The 17,271-nt window shown below is 29.9% G+C and carries 14 protein-coding genes and 2 pseudogenes; 3 read left to right on the top strand and 13 right to left on the bottom strand.

Annotated elements, in window-relative coordinates; genetic code table 11:
* Positions 1–381: 381 nt before the first annotated feature.
* The 9 genes and pseudogenes from B0A78_RS07655 to B0A78_RS14960 form a co-directional block, all read right to left on the bottom strand.
* The gene (locus tag B0A78_RS07655) at positions 382–933 is read right to left on the bottom strand and encodes a DUF1573 domain-containing protein (RefSeq protein ID WP_169859107.1); all 552 of its coding nucleotides are present in this window, start codon (positions 931–933) and stop codon (positions 382–384) included.
* A complete protein-coding gene (locus tag B0A78_RS07650; protein WP_097609539.1) occupies positions 914–3,061 on the bottom strand; it encodes a DUF4838 domain-containing protein in 2,148 nt (715 codons plus the stop codon). Before B0A78_RS07650 ends, B0A78_RS07655 begins: the two co-directional genes overlap by 20 nt.
* 28 nt (positions 3,062–3,089) lie before the next feature.
* On the bottom strand, positions 3,090–5,855 hold the full coding sequence (locus B0A78_RS07645) for a tetratricopeptide repeat protein (RefSeq protein ID WP_077225630.1): 2,766 nt from the start codon (positions 5,853–5,855) through the stop codon (positions 3,090–3,092).
* Positions 5,856–5,870: 15 nt separating this feature from the next.
* A complete protein-coding gene (locus tag B0A78_RS07640; RefSeq protein ID WP_014164923.1) occupies positions 5,871–7,313 on the bottom strand; it encodes a glycosyltransferase family 2 protein in 1,443 nt (480 codons plus the stop codon).
* Positions 7,314–7,365: 52 nt separating this feature from the next.
* Positions 7,366–8,502, bottom strand: coding sequence for a hypothetical protein (locus B0A78_RS07635; RefSeq protein ID WP_014164924.1), 1,137 nt, complete (start codon positions 8,500–8,502; stop codon positions 7,366–7,368).
* Between the two features lie 597 nt (positions 8,503–9,099).
* Positions 9,100–10,125, bottom strand: a complete 1,026-nt coding sequence (locus tag B0A78_RS07625; protein WP_065212997.1) for a PLP-dependent transferase — start codon at positions 10,123–10,125, stop codon at positions 9,100–9,102.
* A 2-nt stretch (positions 10,126–10,127) separates the two neighbouring features.
* A pseudogene (locus tag B0A78_RS14970) lies at positions 10,128–10,574 on the bottom strand (PLP-dependent transferase); the annotation flags it as partial.
* A gap of 37 nt (positions 10,575–10,611) precedes the next feature.
* Positions 10,612–11,154, bottom strand: a pseudogene (locus B0A78_RS14965) (aminotransferase class I/II-fold pyridoxal phosphate-dependent enzyme); the annotation flags it as partial.
* A gap of 12 nt (positions 11,155–11,166) precedes the next feature.
* Positions 11,167–11,298 carry a hypothetical protein gene (locus tag B0A78_RS14960; protein WP_014164925.1) on the bottom strand — a complete coding sequence of 44 codons (132 nt, stop codon included), beginning with the start codon at positions 11,296–11,298 and terminating at the stop codon, positions 11,167–11,169.
* A gap of 516 nt (positions 11,299–11,814) precedes the next feature.
* Between B0A78_RS14960 and metK the strand changes: the two genes are divergently transcribed.
* The 3 genes from metK (at position 11,815) to B0A78_RS07605 (ending at position 14,568) form a co-directional block, all read left to right on the top strand.
* Positions 11,815–13,089 carry a methionine adenosyltransferase gene (gene metK / locus B0A78_RS07615; RefSeq protein WP_014164926.1) on the top strand — a complete coding sequence of 425 codons (1,275 nt, stop codon included), beginning with the start codon at positions 11,815–11,817 and terminating at the stop codon, positions 13,087–13,089.
* An 82-nt stretch (positions 13,090–13,171) separates the two neighbouring features.
* The gene (locus B0A78_RS07610) at positions 13,172–13,954 is read left to right on the top strand and encodes a hypothetical protein (protein ID WP_123907274.1); all 783 of its coding nucleotides are present in this window, start codon (positions 13,172–13,174) and stop codon (positions 13,952–13,954) included.
* A complete protein-coding gene (locus B0A78_RS07605) occupies positions 13,954–14,568 on the top strand; it encodes a deoxynucleoside kinase (protein WP_014164928.1) in 615 nt (204 codons plus the stop codon). Before B0A78_RS07610 ends, B0A78_RS07605 begins: the two co-directional genes overlap by 1 nt.
* Before the next feature lie 342 nt (positions 14,569–14,910).
* On the opposite strand, the gene B0A78_RS07600 is transcribed toward B0A78_RS07605, so the two are convergent.
* The 4 genes from B0A78_RS07600 to B0A78_RS07585 are packed head-to-tail and all read right to left on the bottom strand — an operon-like array spanning position 14,911 to position 17,216.
* A complete protein-coding gene (locus B0A78_RS07600; protein WP_014164929.1) occupies positions 14,911–15,405 on the bottom strand; it encodes a dihydrofolate reductase in 495 nt (164 codons plus the stop codon).
* Positions 15,398–15,724, bottom strand: coding sequence for a 2TM domain-containing protein (locus B0A78_RS07595; protein WP_014164930.1), 327 nt, complete (start codon positions 15,722–15,724; stop codon positions 15,398–15,400). The genes B0A78_RS07600 and B0A78_RS07595 overlap by 8 nt, the downstream gene beginning before the upstream one ends.
* A gap of 12 nt (positions 15,725–15,736) precedes the next feature.
* Positions 15,737–16,561: a thymidylate synthase gene (locus B0A78_RS07590; RefSeq protein ID WP_014164931.1), complete on the bottom strand. Its 825-nt coding sequence runs from the start codon at positions 16,559–16,561 to the stop codon at positions 15,737–15,739.
* 37 nt (positions 16,562–16,598) lie between these two features.
* Positions 16,599–17,216: a bifunctional nuclease family protein gene (locus B0A78_RS07585; protein ID WP_014164932.1), complete on the bottom strand. Its 618-nt coding sequence runs from the start codon at positions 17,214–17,216 to the stop codon at positions 16,599–16,601.
* Between the last annotated feature and the right edge of the window lie 55 nt (positions 17,217–17,271).

Raw genomic sequence — 17,271 nt, 5'->3', positions numbered from 1 at the left:
CTCTAGCCGAATTAAATCAATAACAGGCTATGAGTTTTATACAAAAGCTTTTTGCAGTATTTTTAAAGTTTAAATGGTATAACTTGTTTGTTTCATTTTACTTTTACTAATTTTTGGGTATAAAAAAAACTCCTCACAATGCGAGAAGTTTTTCTGATTTTTGATACTATACTATATATACAACCATCTTGCTCCTCAAGAATTTGAACAGCACATACAACAGTTGATATTTTTACTATTTGTTTTCATAATTGTAGGGCAAATACAAGACCTTATTTTTTAAGTTAAAACATTAAATCTTATTTCCATAATCTTTAAAGGTATTAAACTATTTTCATTATTTATTATCTATAAATAAATTAGTTTACCGAAAAAATTACATCATTCTTCGGGGTTATCGCCTGTATAATAATTCTTTTGTTTCTCTAGCCCATAGTTTGGCTTTTCTATATCTAATTCAGAATCTTGAATTTCTTTATAAATTTCCTCGTAGTCTTTTGAATGTAAACTATTTGGTACTACATGGGTATCAAAATTTAGTTCTATTTTATAGTTTGGGAGAAAATTACCGTATACATAAATCTGATGTTGTACATATCCTGTATTTTTATTGGTATCATATTCAAAATGCAAATAGCCTGTAGATTGTGGCACTATGTTTTTTATATTGGAATCATCCGCTATAATACATCCGCATGAGGTTTGGATTTCTTTTATTTCTAACAAATTCTTTCCTATATTTTTGATTGGGTATATGATATGAAGTTTTTCTCCTTGTGCAACTGGAAAATAATGTCTTTTGGGGTCTTTTACTTCTATCGTTGTTATTTGTCCTTCTTTTTCACAACTAATAAAAAACAATAGAGATAAAAAAATCAATAGGCTTTCTTGAAATAAACACGTTTTTAAGAAATTAAAATAATTGTATTTCATCGCAAGCGGTTTTTTTATTTTTAGCATTCGTTATTACTTTTATCATTACTTCCTCTTTTTTATGAATGGCTATTTTTGTTTTAAAAACACCAATTCTTTTTTCGTTTTTAGATTCTGAATCGTCTGTTAATTCGGTATATAAGTTTCCATTTTTATAAATTTGAATTTTTGTTGGGAGGAATATTTTTAGACTTGGATTATTTAAAAAATTTATTTTTAAAGTGGCGTTAGAAACTTCTATACTTGGAAGTCTTACTACTAAATCTTCTTGACTTGTCAAGAACCATCCATGATGATAATCAGAGATGAAGCCAATTGCATTATCTGTTAGCATATTAATATTGGTATAATCTTCATCTAAGGTTGATAGTATTTCAAGTTTTTTACCTAACAATTTATTTAATGGTTGTTTGTTTTTTATAATTTTTTCTTCAAATTCTTTTAAAAAATCTTGAATAGCTCCGTCTTGTTCTTTAAAGTTTTTTAAGCCTTCATAGTTTGTGTATTTTTTCAAACGATTGTATGCTTGTATTACATCTGGTTTTATACTAATTGTATTCTCTTCTATTATGTAGTAACCGTTTTGTTCGTTTTCTAATAAAAGTTTTAGATAGGTAAAACTTAAAGCGGTTATTAATTCTTTTATTTTTGATTTTTCTTTGGGTTGACTAGAATCTATTGTTTGACTTAATTGATTGTAAAAATTAAAAAATTTTGACGCGTTTATGTTTTTACTTCCTTTTTCGTAAAGAGAGCAAGGGAGGTTTTCTTTTTCTGCTGCTTTTTCAAAATCTATATAATATTCTGATAATAACTGGTGATTTTGAGGAAATTCTTGTTTAAAGTATTTTTTTACTAAATCTTCTATTTTTAGATTATAATCCATGAGTAATGAAGAGATAACGAATGTTTTTAATCCTTGAAAACTGGTATAATCATAACCGCTTCCATTTATAAAAACACCTTTTATACCCATTTTTTTGAAATACTCTAGTTGTTTTTGTAATCTGTAAAAAAGTGGATATGGTGTTAGGTAATCATCAAAATTAGAAGCATAGTCCCATAAATAGACTTTATTTACTTTTTGTTTCCATTTTAATATTTTTTCTTCAAACGGGTTTACCTGCGGTTTGTTTTCAAAATATACATTTTTTGGAAAATTAATGGTACTGATCATTACTCCTGTGTTTTTGGGAAGTTCTTTTTCTGGAGGTGTTTCTGTTGTAAGATAAGCGGTGGTAAAAAAATTATACTGTGGAAATTCTTTTGCTAATTTTTCCATTAGATATACAACAGAAGGTGTTGCATTTGAAAGGGTATTCCCTAATCGTTTGCATCTGGGATCCAAACAAACTAGCTTGTTATCATTGGGAACCAGCATAACTGAATACCTTTTATTCGTATTAATACCCAAATTATCTATTATATAATTTTTAATATAATTGTAGGTTGCTTCTGAGGAAAAGCAGATTTGTGAGGCATTTCTTTTATTTTCTACTAAGGCAAATGTTTGAATGTTTCCTTCATTGGCTAGTAATTTCCCTAAATTATGCCCCCAAATTCCCCAATCATTTTCAATGTTATTAGAATTATAGAGTACATCTGCATTGGGTTGTAAAACAGGACTAAAATGAGGTTCTCTGTATTCAAAAGGAAAACTAACGGTACTTTCTTTTATGGTTATAATAGCGGGAAATAAGTCTTGCGTTTTGATTCTATCATCTTGGATACTTAGCTTTTTTAAAAACTGATTAAATAGCCATTTTAGATTTTTTTCTGAGTTTGCAATTAATTGAATTTCATTTTTATCTTCTATTTTTATCTGATAATCAAACATTTGTTGTGAAGACAGAACTACTCTTATTAATAATCCTTCTTTGTTTTTATCTTTAGATATTATTTCTGGGTTTGAAGATCTTTTCTTTAATTCATTGTAGAAATAATCTTTTTCTAGATTTTCTAATTTAGTTTTATAATCAAAGATTATTTTGTATTTATCAGAATATAATTTTGCATCTTCTAAATCCGTATAAGGTTTTAAAGAACAACTACATAATACAAAAAAGAAAATTATTGCTAAACAGATTTTAGATAGGGCAATATAAAAGGAAAATATTTCTCTCATCATATTAATAGAGGATTATATAAATAATGATTTAAAACGAAATTTGGGTTTGAAAGTATAAGTTATACATATTGGTATACTTATTTTCCGTTATTTTTATTGTATTCCAGCTTCCGAGAAACCCAACTGTAAAATTCGAATTTATCATATATTTTGGACCAGCTCCTACCATTGTATTAAAAGCATTCCAAGTATTGTATAAATTAAAATTCAGTGTTTGCAAGTCTGAAACTGTCCCTACGGCTCCTACTACTTGTATACAACTTCTTTTTTCGTTAAAGACATAAAACCTACTGTCTGTACTGACATTATAAAACAGTGTATTATCTATAGAAAAGATTCCTGCTTTTACATTCCACTGAATAGATTGCCCATTTTTTGACAAACCTAAAATTCCTTGAATCATATTGATCTGGCTTGGTAATTGTCTAAAACCTATGCCTAGTTCTGCCTCATAATCGTCACCAAAGGCTTTGTATAGTGATATTTGCGTTTGTATTTTAGAAAAATATTTCGTTCCGTATCCTGTATTTAATCTAACATAAAATTTATCACTAAAGGGATGGTACCACTCAACTATGGGTTGGATCCCTGTTCCTTCTTCTCGACCGGAATAATTTAATCGAAAAGTATAGGTGTTTTTATTTCCTTTATGAGCGTATTCTATTGTAGAAATAGATGAATATTCTTGGCTTCCTTGAATTCTGCTTCTCAAATGATATATTCCTATTTCATTTTTAAAGGTTTTATTTTCTAGTATTTCTAAATGTTTTTTGAAATCTGACAATTCCATAAGAGAAGGTTCGTATTGTTTTTGATAATAATAAGCTGAATCAAAAACTTTTTTTGTTTCTAGCAGTACCCCTTTATCAAATTTTAAATCTTTATTATTTTTATCAAAATACAGAGCGGAATTTATTAATTGTAACGCGTCATTGTGTTGTTTTTTCTTAACTAGTTCTTTGGTTTTAATGCGTGCATTTTCTGTATATACATTTACTAGTGATTTATTATGTGGAAATTTTTCTAAAAGAGGTAAAGTAAGGGCAATAGCTTTATCATATTCTTTTTGCGCTGTATAGGATTCTGCCAATTTTACTTTAAATGGTAAGTTATCTGGATATATTGTTGTAGCTTGTTTTGCGGCATCTAACATAGCTAAATAGTCTTCCATTTGATAAGCAAGACTGATTGCGTATTGTAATCCTAATTTACTAGTAGGTTTTACGAGCAGTATTTTTTTGAGTACTTCGTATGCTTCCTCTATATTTTGTTCCTCTATTGCTTTTTTTATGAATGCTAATGCTTCTTCTTCGAAACCATTTGCATATATTGTTTTTTTAGGTTCGGAAGATTTTTCTATTAGTTGTAAGTACATATCAAACGCATTCGTATAGTCTTCAGAGGCTACTAAGGCATTTATTTTTTTTAAATTTCTAGCATCATCATTGGGTTTTTCTTTTAAAAAATCATTGATAATAAGGAGGGCTTGGTCATACAAACCTGTTTTTAGGTAACATTGAAACAAACCTAATTTTGCGGGTTCGTAATAATCATTTTGTCTTCTTTGATTTGAAACTCTGTACAATAAGTCGATAGCCTCTAGATAATTTCCTTCTAGCATGAGTTGTTTGGCTGTTTTATACTGAAATGCTGTAAAATCATCTCTAATATCGGAGTCATTAGGGAATTTTGAATGCAATTTTTGTAGTAATTGATTTGATTTTGATTCGTTTCCTAGTTGTTTGTAAACAAAATATTCCTTTGATAAAATTTCTTTTGTATCTCCTTTTATTTTTTTAGCTTTTGATATAAAATCAAGTGCATCATTATAATATCCTTTACTTATTGCGTTATTTAGAAGATAGATTAGTGCTTCTTCGTCCTTTGGGTTTTTTTCTAAAATTTTACCATATAATGTGTACGGATCATTATTACTTTGGGTTCTTGCTGATTCTACTATTAATTCGTCATAACTTTTCTGAAGCTGAGAATCATTTTTTTTTGACATCTTTCTTTTTAAAAACTCTAATGCTTCTGCATTTCTATTCATTTCAGATAAAATGGCAACTTTTTTAGTGATATAGGTCTTATTTTCTGGGAATTTTTGAATTCCTTTTTCAGCATACAAAAGAGCTTTTTCTTTATCGCCAGCCGTTAGTAAGCTGTTTATTATATCTACGTAAATATCAACTTGTTGGTTATCTATTTTTACTAATTCTTCTGCTAAAGTAACGGCTTCATTAAACTTTCCTTCTTTTTTAAGACGTGTTATTTCTTGTTGTGTATTGTATATATAATCTTTTTGAACAGTGGCATCTTCTGGGTATATCTGATTTAATCTTTTTAGCATTCGGGTTGTTTCGGTAAGATTCCCTTGTAATCTGTATATTTCTATTTTTTTTATCCATAATTGTTTCCAATAGGGATTTACTTCTAATAATTCATTTATGTAACAAATGGCACTAGAATAGTGTTTAGAGTTCATTTCTACATTTACAAGCAGTTGTTTTGCATCGAAATTTGTTTTATCGTATTGCAAGGATTTAACCAAATGATATCTTGCGTTTTGAAAGTCTTTTTTTACATAGTAGTACCTACCTAGAAGCATTCTGAGATTAGAATCTGTTTCATCTTGCTTTAATCCTTCTTCAAGAATGTCTTTGGCTTTTTGCCATTCTTGCTTTTTAAAATATTTTTTAGCCATAATGGCATAATCTTCCATTGTATCTTGGGCATTTAAGGAGTATATTGATAGGAAAAGAACTAGTAATAAGTGGTAATTTTTTGAAATCATTTTTTATTAATACAATTATTCAACTTCTTGATTTTCTACAGTAGTAGGTGTGGTTTTATTTTGTGCAAAACCTTGACGGGTCATTTGTCCCCACTCGAATTTTTTACGTGATAAAAAATCTACGTACCCTTTTAAGCTATAAAAAACGATAAGTGGATGATATATAAAAGGTTCTACTAAAGTAAAAAAACATAGTTTTAAATATTCATTAAAGGTTCTGTATTGTTCTTGTACTAATTTATCTAGATAGATCGTTATTAATGAAAGACAAATTCCGAACAAGTAAACAAAAGTTAGCATTATGCTTGCAGTATAAAAATTTATTCCCCTAGTGATTAAGAGGTATGCCGTGTATAAATACCCTACTAGTTCTATAAGTGGTGCCGAAAATTCGAAGAACAAAGTATAAGGTAAGGTAATCATTCCTAATTGTTTGTATTTGGGATTGAAAAGGTATTTTCTGTGAACTGTAAAAATTTGCAGCAATCCACGAGCCCATCTTGTCCTTTGCCTATTTAATATTTTAATATTAGGAGGTCCTTCTGTCCAACAGCAGGTATCGGGTATCTGAACAATTTTATAATCTTTATTAAAATTACACATATATCCTATGATACGGGTAGTTAAGTCCATATCTTCTGCATGTGATGAAGGATCATATCCTCCAGCAGCAATAACTACAGATTTATCAAACATCCCTAATCCTCCTGATATATTACCTATGGCATTTATTCTTGACCATCCCATTTTCCCTATTAAATAGCTTCTTAAATATTCTACTTCTTGAAAAAGGGGAATAATTCTACTAGGAACTTTAACTTGTGTAACTACCCCATTTTGAATCACACAACTGTTAGCCATACGCAAAGTGGCACCTACTCCTATTACTTGTGTTTTATTAATTAAGATGGGTTTAATCATTTTGATAAGTGCATCACGAGATAAAATACAATCTACATCGGTACATAAGAAATAAGGATAACTAGAAGCATTTATACCCGCATTAGAGGCATCTGCCTTGGTACCTCCATTTACTTTATCTACAACCGTCAACTTAGAATAAGCTGGATTCGTAGATTTTAAAATTCTTTTTAGTGGTTTGGTTTTTATTTTTTCTACGTAGGCAAAGGGGGTTTCAACCAGCTGAAAATTTTCTATTAATAATTCTAATGTACTATCCTTACTCCCGTCATTAACGATAACTACTTCAAATTTTGGATAATTTAAAGTAAGCATGGAGTGTACGTTATCAATTATTGTCATTTCTTCGTTATATGCAGGAGCTACAATAGAAATACCTGGAGCGAAAGGAGTATTCAAGAAATCTTCATCCATTTCTTTGCTCTGATTTTCTTTGTATTTTTTTATTTCTTTATAACCATAAACAATGAGCATAAAATATATTATGGTAAGCATTGAGGCATAGAGAAAAATCAGATTTTGAAAGATATCAGCCATATTAATAGTTATAGTTTCCGTAGTTTTTTGACATACAGTTATTATTAAAAAATTAAACTTTTATTAGTGGGTTTTTAATGTGTTTGAAAATTAAATTTTCAAAACCATCATCAATTTTGGATTCCATTTCGTTAATCAAATTTACCCCTTCATTATCGTAATTATAAATAGCGCGTCCTATTCTAATCTTCAAACTAGTATCAAAGGTTTTATAAAAAGCAGATCTCAAAAACTCTAATCCATTATCTGGTTTTGTTTCTGTAACTGTTTTTATAATACTGTGTTGAACTGATATAGGTTCAAAGTCATAATTTGCAATTAAAGCATCTTCTATATTATTGTTTTGAAGAACTCCTATTGCTTCTATCAAGGCCTTCCGAACTTTAGAATTTGTAGTTTGTGTTAAAAGTGTTAATAGAAAAGGTAAATTTTCTTGTTGTTTATAAAAAGATGTTTCATATATAAAAAAACATTTTAAATCTATATTTTCTGTTCTGGTAATCCACTGAGCAAAATTGGGTATAAATTCCTTTGCTCTTTTTAAAAGGATTTCATGGATTTGAATTTTATCCCATTCCGTAAATTCACTATCAAAATCTTCATTAAAAAAACGAAAGGGATCATGTTTACTTAAATAAATATAGGCTTTCCTAGCTTTTTTACGCAAAGCCTCGTTTTTATCGTAAACTAAGGAAATAATAACAGATTCTGATATCGTTAATCTTAATTTTATAATTTGTGATAATCCTTCTAACTTGGTTTTAAGATTTCCTTTTAATAATCGTTCCTCCCAAAAGGACTTTAAATCAAAAAAATACAATATTTCATTAAAATTATGCAAATCATATACCTCATCTTCAGCTATCAATTCAATAATCGTTTCTGTAATTAATAATTTATGTGTTTTTTTAAAATCCTTTTTATTTTCAAAAACAAGCTTAATATCTTCTAGTGTATATTCTTTAGGAGAATATACTATTTCTTTTATTTTTTGTAAATAAATTAAATTAAGGGTCTTTTTTTGAATAGCTACTGATTTTTTCTCCCAATTCAAATAAATTAAATTAAGAAAAGTTATAATATACACACAAATAAAAACAAAGCTTAAAACCATTGCCAATTGTAACACAGGAGGCAATTCCGAAATTGAAAAATAAAAATCCTTTAAAACAAAAATAATTCTCTCCATTTGTTGCATATTCTATTTTATTTACCATGCAGTCTACATAAAAAAACAAACACCACAAAGTGTTATATTTAACTAGCAGCACAACGTTTTTTGAAGGATAATATTTTTTAGTAACTATTTTTTAACACTTTTTTAACATTAAGATATTGTTTTTTTTCTAAATTTAACAAGTATATCCTGAATAGGGTCTGTTCCAATTAAAATGCGTAATAATTCAAACTCTAAATTGTTTGTTAACAAATAGTTCCGTCCTTCTTTTGTTTTTAACAGATCGTAATGTGCTAAATACACATAAGCATTACCAACGTAAATTCTGTTCCTAAACTTGGCCCTTTGGCAAGTTCTAGACAATCATAATAATTCGTCAAATTTTCATTAAATACCACAGATACTAATCTTGGAATCCTATTTGAGGTGGCTATTTTTTTATAATTCTCATAGGCCTTCCCTTCTCTAACGCTTAAAACCTCCTTGATTTGGGGTTTATTAGAAAAAAAATCTATCAAGGGGGGGGGTACCGATAAAGATATTTTTTCTAGCCGTTCTTTGTAATTTAATATTTCTATTCCTAATCTTTCTATCTCTCCTGAAAAGGGCTTAATTACATATTTTTTTTATTTTCTGCAATAGTCTTAAATCTTTAGAAACAATTACTCCCATCAGCACATCTCCTTTCCCACAAGCAAATTTTGATAAACTTTCAACCGCTATATCGCAATGTTCTAAAACATTGAAATTAAATGGAGTAATAAGCGTAACATCCAACAATAACTTTATTTTGTATTTTTTACAAATAGAATAGAGTTTTTTTACATCTACGCAATCTAATTTTGGGTGAGAAACGACCTCAGTTGTTATTAAAGAAATCCTTTTGTGATTTTTTTTTAGCCAAATTTCTAATGCTTCTAAGTTATATACATCTACCTGCCAATAGGTATTGGGGCTTCTTTTTTGTACTATTTCCATGGTGTCTAAATAGAGCCATCCTAATTGCACAACCTTATTTTTTCCTTCTAAAATGCCTTTTTGAATAATGGTTTCACAAACTAAAAACACAGCATTAGCACCCGAATTTGTTAATACAATAGCATCATCATTTACATTATACGCTTGCCCTAAAATAGTATGAATATTTCTATTAGCTTCTAAAAATTTTGTTTTTTCTTCTTGGTAAATTTGACGGATCAATCCTAAATTTATCAAAACATTTTCAGCTTGTCGGAAACTTATAACAAATCCTGCATTTCGGATATAGTCATTAACTGGTTTCAATAAATGATGATCTGATTTTATTCGTATAAAAACACAATTTAATAGCTCTATAAAATCCAACTTTACATGAATTAATTCACAAAGAATATGATAGGCTTTTTGAGAAGAAATAGGTAAAATCAAATAATATTCCGTTACTTCATATTTTTTTCGAACATAATCTACCAATCGTTGTACCAATTTATTCCTAAAAAACCTTGGATAACCCGATTGCATTTTTTCTAGCATCTTCTTATCTCCTTCTTCATAGCTAATTATATCATGGATTGTAGGTAAACTAACAGAAACTGCGTGCGGGTTATTAAAAGGTATTGATTCTCCACAAGGAATAGATTTCAAATAATTATACATTTTTAATAAACTTTTAGAGAGGCACAGTCAATTGCTTCTTTTATATCTTGTACTAAATCTTCTGTATTTTCTAAACCAATAGAAAAGCGCACGGTAGCTTTAGTCAATCCTATTTTTTGTAAATCTTTTTCAGAATATGTTGCGTGGCTCATTTTAGCCGGAATTTCTATTTTTGAATCTGCGGTTCCAAATGAAACTTTTTCTCCAAATAGCTGTGTGTTTTTAATAACGGATTCAGCTATAAATTCATCTTCAAAATCAACCGTTAGCACAGCTGGTAGTATCTTCATTTGTCTTTTAACTAAATCATATTGTGGATGTGATTTCAGTCCTAGAAATTTAATTGATTTTACATCTGGAAACTTTAATAATTCTTGAGCTATTTGAAAAGCACTTTGCTCTTGCGCTTTCATTCTATAAGTTAGTGTAGGCAAGCCTAATGATACTAAAAAAACATCAAAAGGACTTTGCGCACGACCTTGTGCATTAGAATAATAATGATTTTTTTTTGTACCATGATTCCTCTCTTACAACGATAACACCAGCCACGCAGGCCCCATGTCCCGAAACACATTTCGTTGCTGAAAAAACTGAAAAATAAGCACCTAATTCTAATGGCTTTTGCGAAGCAAATGTTGCCATACTATTATCTACAGCAAAAATTGCATGATAGGCTTTAGCCAAAATAGCTATTGCTGTTATATCTATAATTTTCAAACTAGGATTAGTAGGTGATTCGCATAAAATTAGAGTTACTTTATTTTTAGCCAAAATATCTTCTACTTCCTCTGTATTGGTAAAATCAGCATAAGATACTTCAATATTATTTTTCTCTAACAAGATATTCAAAAGACGATAGGTTCCTCCATAACAGTCCCTTTCTACTAGTACTCTATCCCCTGATTGTAAAACAGTTTCAAATAATAGCGTAATAGCGGCAATACCTGTATTAGTACAAACAGCTCCGTATCCGTTTTCAACTTTTGCAAAAACCGTTTCCAAGGCATTGCGCGTAGGGTTATCCGTTCGTGAATAATCATACTAAAAATCTGTATTCTGCTGTCGTTTATAATCAAAGGTAGCTGTGTTATAAATAGGTAAATGGGTAGCACCATAAGCATCTTTGATACCACTGTGCTGAGTTAAATTAGCTAAAAGAGTTTCTATTTTCATATTCTATGTATTATACAATTGTGTTGTAAAATTTATTCAAAAAAAAACCTCTGCATTTGCAGAGGTGCTGTTGTAAACTTTTAAATTTTATACAATAGTAAACTCTGGAAAGACGAATTCCCATCATACTCATTATATATTTGTTAAAATCCTTTTTCATCTAACATAAAAAAACAGGACAAAACTAGATTATTATTCTTTAAAAATAAAATTAATAGTTTATTTTTCTAAATTTTATTTAAACAAAACTTATTTAGTTTAATTAATTCTAAAACAAACCGAATTCACCCATTAAAAAACTAAAAACACCTCATTTTTCAATACTTATGTTTATTCAAAAAAAAGTTAATAATCCTTCAGAATTCAATTTCCTTTTATACATTTGTACCAAGTTTACAAGAGGAAAAATTTGAACTGATTGCAACCTCATAAAAAAATGCTAAAGCAGTAACTACTACTCTTTAGGCAATCGCTACAAAATTTTCCTCACGAATTATTACAAAAAAAAACTAGTATATGGCCTATTTATTTACCTCAGAATCAGTGAGTGAAGGACACCCTGATAAGGTAGCTGATCAAATCAGTGACGCATTAATTGATAACTTTTTAGCATTTGACCCTGCGTCTAAAGTAGCTTGTGAAACCCTAGTAACTACTGGTCAAGTAATTTTAGCAGGAGAGGTAAAATCAAAAACCTATTTAGATGTTCAAAGCATCGCTCGTGAGGTAATTAAAAAAATTGGTTACACGAAAAGCGAATATATGTTTGAAGCGAATTCTTGCGGCGTGTTATCTGCTATTCACGAACAATCAGACGATATCAATCGTGGTGTGGATAGAATTACAGCTGAAGCGGATTTTGAAACCAAAGCAAACGCACAAGGAGCAGGCGACCAAGGAATCATGTTTGGTTATGCCACGAATGAAACGGAAGATTTCATGCCGTTAGCACTTGACTTATCTCATAAACTATTACAAGAATTAGCCGAATTACGTAGAGAAAACAACGAAATTACCTATTTACGTCCCGACGCTAAATCCCAAGTAACTTTAGAATACGACGACAATAACAAACCGGTTCGCATTGACGCTATTGTAATTTCTACACAACATGATGATTTTGCTGAAGAAGTGGAAATGTTAGCTAAAATCAAGAAAGATATTATTGAGATTTTAATTCCTAGAATTATTGCTAAATATCCGCAATATGCTCATTTATTCAATGATAAAATTGAGTATCATATCAATCCTACCGGAAAATTCGTAATTGGAGGCCCACATGGCGATACTGGCTTAACAGGCAGAAAAATCATTGTTGACACTTATGGAGGCAAAGGAGCTCATGGTGGTGGTGCTTTTTCTGGTAAAGACCCTTCAAAAGTAGACCGGTCAGCTGCTTATGCAACACGTCACATTGCTAAAAACTTAGTAGCAGCTGGTGTTGCTGATGAAGTTTTAGTACAAGTTTCTTACGCTATTGGTGTTGCAAAACCATGTAATGTATACATCAATACTTATGGAACTGCTAAAAACGGTTTAACTGATGTTCAGATTTCTGAAAAGGTTAATGAATTATTTGATTTAAGACCTTATGCAATTGAACAACGTTTAAAATTAAGAACTCCTATCTATAGTGAAACTGCTGCTTACGGACATATGGGACGTAAAAACGAAGTGGTTACTAAGAGCTTTGTTTCTCCTTCAGGAGAGAAAAAAGAAGTTGAAGTTGAATTATTCACTTGGGAAAAATTAGACTTCGTAGATAAAATAAAAACTGCTTTTAACTTATAATAACTAAATACAAACCTCAAACAGCCTTGTAAATTATAGTTACAAGGCTGTTTTATTTTCATACCTTTCTATTATGAAAAAAATGTTATGTATACTCGTATTATTATTGAATCTTTTCACGTTTAGTCAAGTACCTAAAATTAATGCTTCACTCATAAACGCTACACCAATTGAAGCAGATGAATACATCGGCGAAGACAACATAGGTTTTCTCTACTTTATCAAAAAAAATATCTTGTTCAAAATAAAAAACGGTGAAAAATATGAATATAAAAACATTCAATTAGGAGAGATCTCTAAGGTTGATTTACAAAACCCGTTACGAATCCTTGTTTTTTTCAGCAATTTCAATACCATCATAGCTTTAGACAATCAACTAAACGAGGTTCAAAAATTAAACTTTAACTCTATTAACAACTCAATTGCTTTAAGTGCTATTGGAATAGCTGGTTTAAACAATTATTGGATTTTTAATGAAACCAATCAGCAATTACTCCTTTACAACTACATTAAAAACACAACACAAGCTATTGGCGTAATTTTTGAAAAACCAATTAAAAATTATTCCTCTACTTACAACAATTTCTTTTGGATAGACACAGAAAACAATTTTTACCAATGTAGTATTTTTGGTAAAAAAACATGGATAACTAAACTTCCTGAATACGATCAAATATCAATAACTGACGAAAAAATCATTGTATATCAAAGAAATGAAAAACTTTTTCTTTTTGACATCAAAAAACAAAAAACGATTCCGATCGAAAATATTGAAAATTCATTCATAAGTTTTTACTATAAAAAGCAAAATTTAGCTATTTTTACAGCTCAAGGAATTACCAATCATAAAATTATTTTACCCTAATGCATATAGCAGTTGCTGGAAATATAGGAGCCGGAAAAACTACATTAACCAGACTTCTATCCAAACATTTTAAATGGGAACCCCATTTTGAAGATGTAGATGAAAACCCTTACTTAGACGACTTTTATCACTCTATGGACAGATGGAGTTTTAATCTTCAAATTTATTTTTTGAATAGCCGTTTTCGTCAGATTTTGAAAATTAGGGAAAGTGGTAAAAAAATCATTCAAGACAGAACTATTTATGAAGATGCTCATATCTTTGCTCCAAACTTACATGCTATGGGGCTAATGAGTAATCGCGATTTTGAAAATTACACCTCTTTGTTTGAATTAATGGAAAACTTAGTTGGACCGCCTGATTTATTAATTTATTTAAGAAGTTCTATACCTAATTTAGTTGGACAAATTCACAAACGTGGACGTGACTATGAAAACTCAATTTCTATCGATTATCTAAGCCGACTAAACGAACGTTATGAAGCATGGATTCAGACTTACAACAAGGGAAATTTATTAATAATTGACGTTGATAATATTAACTTTGTTGACAATCCTGAAGATTTAGGAATGATTATTAATAAAATTGACGCTGAAATTAATGGGTTGTTTTAATTCTAACCAAGTCCTTTACAGATAAGTCTAAATCAGAATAGAATTAAATAGTTTTATTCTGATTTACCCCCTCTATTTCAGCACGAACTCTGTTGTTGTCTTATTTTGCATTATTTCCCCTTAACTAAAAGTGGATTATTGTTTATTGAATAAGACCATCCATTAACTAAAACACAATAAAATCATCTTAAAAAATCTTCCTCTATCCACTACACTAATTCAAATAGATGATCTACCTAAAAAGCTTCTGTTTAAAAAAATATTTTTTTATACTTCAACCCAAATGATGTCTTAGCCTTTTTGATAAAAATAAAAGGGCAAAAAAGATAAAACTAATGATGTTTAGATTTTAACATATTTTTCAATAGAAAAGGAATACAAATGTTTTTCGTCTTTAGAATAAAAAATAGACTCTTTAAGTTCCCATTTATCTTGATCGATATCAGGAAAAAATGTATCTGCCTCAAAACAACCATGCACTCTTGTTAGTTCTATTTGATCTGCCAGATCAATAAACTGTCTATAAATTTCTCCTCCCCCTATTACATATACCTCTTGATCTACAGGACAGGCTTGTAATGCTTCTTCCAGATAATGAACAACAATACATTCTTCTGGAACAGCATATTCTTTTTTCCGAGTAATAATAATATGCGTTCTATTAGGTAGTGGTTTTGAAAAACTTTCAAACGTCTTACGTCCCATAATAATACAATGCCCACTTGTCAAGGTTTTAAAATGCTTAAAATCGTTTGGCAAATGCCAAAGCAGATTATTGTTTTTACCTAATTCATTATTTTGACCCGCAGCAGCAATTAATATTATTTTCTTAGGCATTTTTTTGAATTTCTTTTTGAAGTTGTTCTAATTTACGCTGTTGTTTAAAAACCAATCTTTCTATTTGTTCTCGTTCCCATTTCTTGTTCATAAAACGTTCCGTTATAAAAACGCGAATAAAATGTAAAACAAAGAAAAAAAACCAAATGGTTATAACCCAAAGTGACCAATTCGAGTCAGAAAAAGTGTTTAGCCCGTAATTAGTAAATATTAAAAACAAACTTGCTGTAAACCATATCACAAAATGAGCATATAAACGCTTTTTTTGCTTAATTCGTAGACGAGCATACTCATAAAGTTCCTGTTGATTAATATCCATTTAAATCTCTTTTTATACGGCTACTTCTCCTTTAATATGTGGATAAGGATCGTAATCTATTAATGTAAAATCTTGAAAATTAAAATCAAAAATATTTTTAATTTCTGGATTCAAGATCATTTTTGGTAACGGGCGTGGCTCTCTGGACAGCTGTAACTCTAACTGTTCTACATGATTATTGTAGATATGAGCATCTCCAAAGGTATGAATAAAATCGCCGACTTGTAAGTCACATACTTGTGCAATCATCATGGTTAACAAAGCATACGACGCAATATTAAAGGGCACTCCTAAAAAGACATCTGCACTACGCTGGTACAATTGACAAGATAATTTACCATCAGCTACATAAAACTGAAAAAAGGCGTGACAAGGAGGCAAAGCGGCTTTCTCATTAGCAACATTTTCAGCAAACGTTTTTTTATCATCGGGCAAAACCGAAGGATTCCAAGCTGAAACCAACATTCTTCTGCTATTTGGATTTTTCTTTAAAGTTTCTATTAACTCTGTTATTTGATCTATCTCTTCATTATTCCAATTGCGCCATTGACGACCATATACCGGTCCTAAATCTCCTTTTTGATCAGCCCATTCATCCCAAATACGCACCCCGTTTTCTTTTAAGTATTGAATATTGGTATCTCCCCTTAAAAACCAAAGGAGTTCATAAATTATAGATTTTAGATGTAGTTTTTTTGTTGTTACCATCGGAAATCCTTGGCTTAAATCAAAACGCATTTGATAACCAAAAACACTTTTGGTTCCAGTTCCTGTCCTATCTCCTTTTTGATTTCCACTATCTAAAACGTGTTTAACTAAATCTAGATATTGCTTCATTTTTAACTTATTTGAATAAATGAATACCCTGAAAAAATTATAATTCTCTTTTATTTATCTCATCACGAATTTTGGCTGCTTTTTCATAATCTTCATCTTGAACGGCTTCTTCCATGAGTTCGTTTAACTCAGCTAAACTTAATTTTGAATAAGCTGATGTTTTATCATCTTCTTGCAAAGCGCCAAAAGTTTCAGGCGTTGAAAGTATGTCTTCATCAGATATTCTATTTTCATCTGAAGAAGTACTTAAATAAATACCCGCCTTATCCAATATATTTTTATACGTAAAAATTGGAGCTTCAAAACGCAACGCTAGTGCTATTGCATCAGAAGTTCTAGCATCAATTATTTCCTCGATTTTATCGCGCTCACAAATCATACTTGAATAAAAAACGCCATCTACTAATTTATGTATAATTACCTGTTTAACAATTATATCAAATCGATCGGCAAAATTTTTAAACAAATCATGTGTGAGAGGTCTTGGAGGTCGTATTTCTTTTTCTAAAGCAATAGCAATTGACTGCGCTTCGAAAGCTCCAATAACAATAGGTAATTTTCGTTCTCCCTCTACTTCATTTAAAATCAAAGCATAAGCTCCATTTTGCGTTTGGCTGTATGAAATTCCTTTTATAGATAGTCTGACTAAACTCATTTTTTTGACTGTGAATATATCTTTGCAAAGTAACAAAAAACTTTGTACTGTTAAT

It is taken from the genome of Flavobacterium columnare NBRC 100251 = ATCC 23463 (assembly GCF_002530675.1).
Taxonomy (GTDB): Bacteria; Bacteroidota; Bacteroidia; order Flavobacteriales; family Flavobacteriaceae; genus Flavobacterium; species Flavobacterium columnare.
This window is presented reverse-complemented; position numbering and strand designations above follow the sequence as displayed.